The 5,533-nt window shown below is 63.3% G+C and carries 7 protein-coding genes; 5 read left to right on the top strand and 2 right to left on the bottom strand.

Annotated elements, in window-relative coordinates:
• The coding region (locus EN969_RS14770) for an aminotransferase class I/II-fold pyridoxal phosphate-dependent enzyme (protein ID WP_164758262.1) at positions 1 to 823 on the top strand (823 nt) is incomplete at its 5' end.
• Positions 820 to 1,329, top strand: a complete 510-nt coding sequence (locus tag EN969_RS14765; protein ID WP_063168226.1) for a tyrosine phosphatase family protein — start codon at positions 820 to 822, stop codon at positions 1,327 to 1,329. The genes EN969_RS14770 and EN969_RS14765, both read left to right, overlap by 4 nt.
• A 103-nt stretch (positions 1,330 to 1,432) precedes the next feature.
• Here the strand turns inward: EN969_RS14765 and EN969_RS14760 are convergent, their stop codons facing one another.
• Complete coding sequence (locus EN969_RS14760) at positions 1,433 to 2,236, bottom strand: creatininase family protein (RefSeq protein WP_063168225.1); 804 nt, start codon at positions 2,234 to 2,236, stop codon at positions 1,433 to 1,435.
• 54 nt (positions 2,237 to 2,290) lie between these two features.
• Entirely contained in the window at positions 2,291 to 2,674 is a 384-nt protein-coding gene (locus EN969_RS14755) for a RidA family protein (protein ID WP_024501344.1), read from the bottom strand.
• Positions 2,675 to 2,938: 264 nt separating this feature from the next.
• Between EN969_RS14755 and EN969_RS14750 the strand changes: the two genes are divergently transcribed.
• From EN969_RS14750 to EN969_RS14740, 3 genes are all read left to right on the top strand, one after another.
• Positions 2,939 to 3,943 (top strand): ABC transporter substrate-binding protein, encoded by a 1,005-nt coding sequence (locus EN969_RS14750; RefSeq protein WP_013531126.1) that lies wholly within the window; start codon positions 2,939 to 2,941, stop codon positions 3,941 to 3,943.
• Between the two features lie 11 nt (positions 3,944 to 3,954).
• Positions 3,955 to 4,782, top strand: coding sequence for an ABC transporter ATP-binding protein (locus EN969_RS14745; protein ID WP_063168224.1), 828 nt, complete (start codon positions 3,955 to 3,957; stop codon positions 4,780 to 4,782).
• A partial coding sequence (locus tag EN969_RS14740) for an ABC transporter permease (protein ID WP_164758261.1) occupies positions 4,769 to 5,533 on the top strand: 765 nt, incomplete at its 3' end. The genes EN969_RS14745 and EN969_RS14740, both read left to right, overlap by 14 nt.

Raw genomic sequence — 5,533 nt, 5'->3', positions numbered from 1 at the left:
AGCCAACGTCGTGGCGGCGCCGGGCACGCAGATCCTGTTGCCGCGCGTTGCGTCGCTCATTTCGCCCGGCAAGGCGTTGGTGCTGGGTCCGACCTACGCCGAACATGCCCGCGCTGCCGCGATCGCCGGGCACCAGGTGGCGGAGGTCGATAATTTCGAAGCGTTGGCGGACGCCGACCTCGTCATCATCGTCAATCCGAACAATCCGGATGGACGTGTCATAGAGCGCGACCGGTTGCTGGCTCTGGCCGCCGGATTGCGCGCCAAGGGCGGACTGCTGGTCGTCGACGAGGCGTTCATGGATGTCGGCCCGCGTCAGCACAGCGTCGCGGGCGATGTCGGTCGGGGCGGCCTCGTCGTGCTGCGCTCGTTCGGCAAGTTCTTTGGCCTGGCCGGGCTGCGGCTCGGCTTTGCACTTTCCGATACTGCGACGGTCGACCGGCTGGATACGCAGTTCGGACCATGGGCCGTCGCCGGCCCGGCGCTGGAATATGGCATCCGCGCGCTTGCCGACATCGGGTGGCAGGACGTGATGCGGGCGTCGTTGGCCGGTGAATCGGCGCGTCTCGATGCGCTTTTCAGCCGCTTCGGCGTTCCTGTTGCGGGCGGAACCACACTGTATCGTTTCCTCAGTCTGACCAATGCCGCCGATTTGTTTGCAGCGCTCGGCGAGCGCGGCATCCTGCTTCGCCATTTTGCCGACCGGCCTGACGTTCTGCGCGCCGGCCTGCCGGGCAGTGAGGAGGAATGGCAGCGGCTCGAATCCGCACTTGCCGAGTGGGCGTCGCGGCGCAAGCATCAATCGAAGGGTTCAAAACGATGATCCATGTCTGCTCGCTTGCAAAGATCGAGGAAACGGTGGCCAGGACCGGCGCCGACCGCATGCTTTCGCTGCTCGCCGCCGGAACGGAGGTGGTGCGGCCGGCCTCGATCTCGAGGGAAAACCACCTGCATCTGGTCATGCACGACATCGCGGTGGCGCAGGACGGCATGACCATGCCGGGCGAAGACCATGTCCGCAATCTGCTCGATTTCGCGCGCCGGTGGGACCGGGCAAGGCCGATGCTCGTGCATTGCTATGCCGGCATCAGCCGCTCGACGGCTTCGGCCTATATCATCGCGGCAGCACTGGCGCCGAAGCGTGACGAGGCCGAATTGGCGCGGACGCTGCGGGCGCTGTCGCCTTCGGCAACGCCCAATCCGCGACTGATCGCCGTGGCCGATGCGTTGCTTGAGCGCAACGGCCGCATGGTCGAGGCGATCGAATCGATCGGGCGCGGCGCGGACGCCTTTGAAGGCACGCCCTTTGCGCTGAGGATCGACAGCTAGCTTTGCCCCCATATCGTTGTTCGTCTGATCCGCCTCCTCCATCGCCTCGTTTGTTCAAGAGGATCTGGAATAGCGATGACAGCGCTTGCCACTGGTTTGGAGGCTACGTCAACCACTCCGCGAGCTTCGCCTTGCGCACATCTTGCAGCAGGCTGATGAAGCCGTCGGCCTGATATTCTGCCGTCAGCCGGCCCTTCTCCGCCGTCGCGATGCTGGCGTCGCCGACGACGCCGTTCGGGTTGAGATCGCTGGCGATCCAGGCGAAGGCGTGGGTGCCGGTGTGGCGCAGCAGCGAAAATTCCTTTTCGGCCTTGGCGACATTGGAAACGAAATTGTCTGATTTGCCCATGTCCACGAGGTCCGGCCGGAAATGCAGCATCAGCGAGGTCTCGACATCGCCGCCATGGATGCCGTGACGGTCCTCCAGTTCGGTATACATGCCGGCCGGACGGCCAAAACGCTGCCAGCTGGTCTTCACCGCCAGCATCTTTTCGCGCACGCGCAATTCGCGCGTGACGATGCCCATGATCTCCTCGTTGCCGCCATGCGAATTGACCACGATCAGCTTGCGCACACCGGCGCGCGCGATCGACAGGCCAAGCTCGGTCCAGGCTTCGATCAGCGTGGTTGCCGGCAGAGTGAGGGTGCCCGGCGCATGCAGGTGTTCGTTGGATTTGCCCACGGCCTGCACCGGCAGGATGCGGATGTCGAGATCGTCGGGCAGGCGCGAAATGACCGTGTCGAGCATGCCGTTCATGATCGACGTGTCGGTCGAAACAGGCAGATGCGGCCCATGCTGCTCGATCGCCGCCACTGGCAGCACGGCGATGGTCGCCTCGGGATCGATCGAGGCGTATTCGGTGGTCCGGTAGTCGCCCCACCACACGCGTCTTTTGGGTACGGTCATGTCATGCCTCTTCAATGGTCAGGCAGACCTAGCGCGGGACGGGCGGCCTGTCGATCACCCCGCCGCGATGGCCTCGATTTCGACCTTGAATTCGGGCCGGGCAAAGCCGGAAACAATCATCAATGTCGACGCTGGCGCGGGGCTCGAAAACAGCCGGTCGCGGACGTCCATATAGGGCCGCAGATGCGCGCGGTCGGTGACATAGGCGTTGATGCGCACGATATCCCTGAGACCCAGGCCGGCTTCGCCGAGAATCGCCGCGATGTTTTGAAAGCAGAGTTCGGCCTGCGCTCCGGCGTCTTCGGGAATCAGGTCGTCGGCGGTGATGGCGACCTGGCCCGAGCACAGCACAAGCCGCTTGCCGGCCGGCACCTCGACGCCGTGACTGTAGCGGGCAAAGGGCGGCTTGATGGACTTCGGGGTGAGGAATTTGAACATGGCAATCTCCTGGATGCCGCCACCTAAAGCCGGACTCATTACACCTTCAAGATGGCGGTGCATGTTGCCCGGGCGATTGTGGACAGCCGTTCAAAAAATAGGCACGATGCCTTCCGTACAGCATGACCCGTTCGCGCTTGGCATGGCAACGTCTTTCAAGCGGGCGGTCCCGGCGCCAGACGCCGGTGGCATGTGTCTTGCTTCTTGAATCTTTGGTGTCGAGCCTGGCGCGTGGCGCGCCGGAGCAAACAGAGGGTGGTGTCGATGTACGGAAAACAGAAGATCTCGGTGGCGGTTGTGGCCCTGCTTGCAGCCAGCACGCTGGGTGCGGCTGCGAATGAGAAAGTCACCTTCGGCACCAACTGGTTGGCCGAGCCGGAACATGGCGGATATTACCAGTCCGTGGCGGACGGCACCTACGCCGCCTGCGGCCTCGACGTCACCATCATGCAGGGCGGTCCGCAAGTCAGCGGCCGGCCGATGCTGCTGGCCGGCAAGATCGATTTCTACATGGGCGGCAATCTGCTGTCGGCCTTCGATGCGGTCCAGCAAGGCATACCGATGCGCGTGGTGGCGGCGGATTTCCAGAAGGACCCGCAGGTCATCATGTCCCACCCCGGCGAGGGGCTCGACAAATGGGAGGACCTGAAGAACGCCGACCAGTACATATTGGGCGACGAGGGCGTGCAGACCTTCTTCCAGTGGATGGTCATCGAACTCGGCTTCGACGCCTCCAAACGCGCGCCCTACACCTACAACACCGCTCCCTTCCTCGCCAACAAGAAGTCGATCCAGCAGGGCTACGTCACCTCAGAGCCGTTCGCGGTCCAGAAGGAAGGCGGCTTCGTGCCGAACCAGTTCCTGCTCGCCGACTATGGCTGGGACACATATTCGACGACGATCGAAGTGATGCAGGACACGATCGACAAGAAGCCGGAGGTGGTCCAGTGCTTCGTCGATGGCTCGGCCAAGGGCTGGTACAAATATCTCTACGGCGACAACAAAGCCGCCAACGACATGATCAAGAAAGACAATCCCGACATGAGCGACGAGCAGATCGCGTTCTCGATCGAGCAGATGAAGAAGTTCGGCCTGGCCGATTCCGGCGACACCGAAAAGCTCGGCATCGGCGCCATGACCGACGCGCGGATCAAGAGTTTCTACGACAAGATGGTAAAGGCTAAGGTCACGCCAGCCGGCATCGACATCAAGAAGGCCTACACGCTGACCTTCATCAACAAAGGCGTCGGGCTCGAGCTGAAGAAATAGGCCGCCCCGGAATGATAAGGGAAAAAGTGGCGCAAGCGCCGGCTGCGTCGGGTGCGGCCCCGACGCTCCTGGCGCTGAAGGGCGTCGGCAAGGTGTTCTCCAACGGCGTGACGGCGCTCAGCGACGTCGACCTGACCATCCGGGAAGGCGATTTCGTCAGCCTGCTCGGGCCGTCGGGTTGCGGCAAGTCGACGGCGCTGCGGCTGATCGCCGGCCTGTCGACGCCAACTTCCGGCGTGCTCGATTGGCGCGGTGGCGGCTCGCTCGACCGCTCGAACATCGGCTTCGTCTTCCAGGAGCCGACGCTGCTGCCTTGGGCCAATGTTTTCGACAATGTCTGGCTACCGCTTCGGCTGAAAGGCATTTCGCACGCCAAGGCGACACCGGCGGTAACGGAGATGTTGGCGCGGGTTCACCTGACCGGCTTCGAAAACGCGGTGCCGCGCGAACTGTCAGGCGGCATGAAGATGCGCGTATCCATAGCGCGCGCCATGGTGACCAAACCGCGCGTGCTGCTGATGGACGAACCGTTCGCGGCACTCGACGAGATCACCCGCTTCAAGCTCAACAACGATCTCCTGGAACTGTGGCAGGACGAACGGTTCACCGTCGTCTTCGTCACCCACAGTGTCTTCGAAAGCGTGTTCCTGTCCAACCGCGTCGTCGTCATGGCGGCGCGGCCGGGCAGGGTGTTCGACGAACTCGCCATCGAGGCCTCCTATCCGCGCGACGAGGCGTTTCGCACCTCGCCAGACTATGCGGCACTGTGCCGTCAGGCTTCCGACGTGCTGGTCAAGGCCATCAACTCAACAGCAGGCGCGCATTATGACGGCCATTGACGAGCGCGTGCTCGAACTCGACCCCGAGGAAGCACGCCGCGTGCGCCAGGCGCGGTTCGAACGGATCGGCCGCTGGGTGCTGCCGCTGGCGATCATGATCCTGGCGATCTGGCTGTGGGATCGCATCTGCGTGTGGAACGAGATCCCGCAATACATCCTGCCGCGTCCCGGCGTGGTGCTGTGGACGCTCTACAACGATGCCGGCCTGCTGTTTTCCTCGCTGCTGGTCACCTTGCGCATCACCTTTCTCAGCTTGGCTCTGGCGGTCATAGGCGGGGTCGGGCTGGCGGTGCTGTTCGCGCAGTCGAAATGGGTCGAGATGTCGTTCTTCCCCTTCGCCATCGTGCTGCAGGTGACGCCGATCGTGGCGATCTTTCCGCTGATCAACATCTATGTGAACGACCAGACGACCAAGCTTCTGCTGTGCGCCTGGATCGTCGCCTTCTTTCCGATCCTGTCCAACACCACGCTTGGCCTCAACTCCGTCGACCGCAATCTGCGCGATATGTTCAAGCTCAACGGCGCGACGCGCTGGCAGCAATTGCGCTATCTCAGGCTGCCGGCGGCGATGCCCTATTTCCTCGGCGGGTTGAAGATCGCCGGCGGCCTGTCGCTGATCGGCGCCGTGGTGGCCGAGTTCGTTGCCGGTACCACCGGCCAGTCGTCCGGCCTTGCCTCGCGCATCATCGAGGCCGGCTACCGGCTCAACGCGCCGCGGCTGTTCGCGGCGCTGTTCCTGATTTCGCTGACC

Origin of the sequence: Mesorhizobium sp. M7A.F.Ca.CA.003.01.2.1 (genome assembly GCF_003998945.1) — a bacterium.
GTDB classification, from domain to species: domain Bacteria; phylum Pseudomonadota; class Alphaproteobacteria; order Rhizobiales; family Rhizobiaceae; genus Mesorhizobium; species Mesorhizobium ciceri.
The sequence above is the reverse complement of the archived record's forward strand: the minus strand, read 5'-3'. Positions and strand labels throughout refer to the sequence as shown.

Excerpts from the sequence above, each read along its gene's own strand:
- EN969_RS14760 (WP_063168225.1), bottom strand. The coding sequence starts at position 2,236 with ATGACCGTACCCAAAAGACGCGTGTGGTGGGGCGACTACCGGACCACC.
- EN969_RS14755 (WP_024501344.1), bottom strand. The coding sequence starts at position 2,674 with ATGTTCAAATTCCTCACCCCGAAGTCCATCAAGCCGCCCTTTGCCCGC.
- EN969_RS14745 (WP_063168224.1), top strand. The coding sequence starts at position 3,955 with ATGATAAGGGAAAAAGTGGCGCAAGCGCCGGCTGCGTCGGGTGCGGCC.
- EN969_RS14765 (WP_063168226.1), top strand. The coding sequence starts at position 820 with ATGATCCATGTCTGCTCGCTTGCAAAGATCGAGGAAACGGTGGCCAGG.
- EN969_RS14750 (WP_013531126.1), top strand. The coding sequence starts at position 2,939 with ATGTACGGAAAACAGAAGATCTCGGTGGCGGTTGTGGCCCTGCTTGCA.